Below are 1572 nucleotides of genomic sequence, written 5' to 3' on the forward strand. Positions count from 1 at the left end.
CAAAGAATTACAACTACTTTATTTATAAATGGTTATACTCTTGTTCCTCAATAGTTGAGCATTTTCATTTGACCTAATCTTTAACTCTATATGCTTTAGTCTGTTCTGTAAATTTAGGAATTATCAGAGCTAGTTCTTGGTCTCCGGCGATTACCTCAGATGCAAACGGGATACATATAGTCTGGAGGGATGATCGAGATGGATATGGATATGGAGAGATTTATTATAAGCGTAGTCAGGATGGAGGAAATACCTGGGGACCTGATGTCCGATTGACTAATAATCCATCTTGGTCTGAGAATCCTGCGATTACCTCAGATGCAGACGGGATACATATAGTCTGGTATGATTATCGAGATGGAAATCTTGAGATTTATTACAAGCGTAGTCAGGATGGAGGAAATACCTGGGGACCGGATGTCCGATTGACTAATAATTCAGCTCCTTCTTATGATCCAGCGATTACCTCAGATGCAAACGGAATACATATAGTCTGGGAGGATTATCGAGATGGAAATCTTGAGATTTATTACAAGCGTAGTCAGGATGGAGGAAATACCTGGGGACCGGATGTCCGATTGACTAATAATTCAGCTCCTTCTTATGATCCAGCGATTACCTCAGATGCAAACGGAATACATATAGTCTGGATGGATAAGCGAGATGGAAATTGGGAGATTTATTATAAGCGTAGTCAGGATGGAGGAAATACCTGGGGTCCAGATGTCCGGTTGATTAACAATTCAGCGGATTCTGGGTATCCTGCGATTACCTCAGATGCAACCGGGATACATATAGTCTGGGAGGATAATCGAGATGGAAATATGGAGATTTATTATAAAAGAGGGGTTTTCCCATCCCCATCCTTAGCCATTGACATTATCTTAAACCAGGGCACATTTACAACCGGAGAGACGGCAGAGATAGAGGTCAGGGTAGATAATCCTGGTTCTGCGACAACGGTTGATGCAAGGGTCTGTATAAAGTTACCTGCTGATAACTATCTCCAGCTGATAAAGATGGATGATGTTACTATTCCTGAAGGCGGGATTGGCCCGTTAAATCTTATGACCTACACCTTTAATGGTAATGAACCAGCAGGTGAATATGAAGTAACTGGTAGATTACTTCATCCAAACACTGGTGCGTCCTTAACTACCGACATTGAATCTTTCCAGTTCACTCCTTAAAGTGGAAGGTAGAAGAGAAAGAACCCTCGGCTAAAGCCGGGTAGAAACCTTCTACCGCACTTTAGCGCCGGGCCTTTAGGCTTCAACCTTCTACCCTACTTTAGTGGAGGGTCGTACTCCACTATCATAATCTGCGCTGAGAATCTCTGATAACCAATCTTTGTAACCGTTCAGGCTATATATCAAAAGTGTAAGAAAGGGGATAAGGAGATAAAAGTGATATGGAGATAAGATAATAGAAATAGATTGAAATTTATACTCGATGTTCAAGTTTTTTAGTTTTAGGGGCATAAAGTCCTTATTTTTATTTTAGCTCAAGTGAGACAATATGCTGTTCTCCATTTCAAGAAAGGGGTTGATTCCAAATGTCCCCACTCTCGAT

The 1572-nt window shown here is 41.0% G+C and carries 2 protein-coding genes; one reads left to right on the forward strand and one right to left on the reverse strand.

From position 1 onward, the window contains the following. Nucleotides 1–272: 272 nt before the first annotated feature. Nucleotides 273–1190, forward strand: a complete 918-nt coding sequence (locus AB1422_19330) for a hypothetical protein (GenBank protein MEW6621454.1) — start codon at nucleotides 273–275, stop codon at nucleotides 1188–1190. 90 nt (nucleotides 1191–1280) lie between these two features. Here the strand turns inward: AB1422_19330 and AB1422_19335 are convergent, their stop codons facing one another. Beyond that, the gene (locus AB1422_19335; protein ID MEW6621455.1) at nucleotides 1281–1481 is read right to left on the reverse strand and encodes a hypothetical protein; all 201 of its coding nucleotides are present in this window, start codon (nucleotides 1479–1481) and stop codon (nucleotides 1281–1283) included. Nucleotides 1482–1572: the final 91 nt, after the last annotated feature.

The sequence above is a fragment of the bacterium genome, assembly GCA_040757115.1.
GTDB lineage: Bacteria > UBA9089 > CG2-30-40-21 > CG2-30-40-21 > SBAY01 > JBFLXS01.

Coding starts and splice junctions, on each gene's coding strand:
- AB1422_19335 (MEW6621455.1), bottom strand. CDS start 1,481: ATGCCCCTAAAACTAAAAAACTTGAACATCGAGTATAAATTTCAATCT.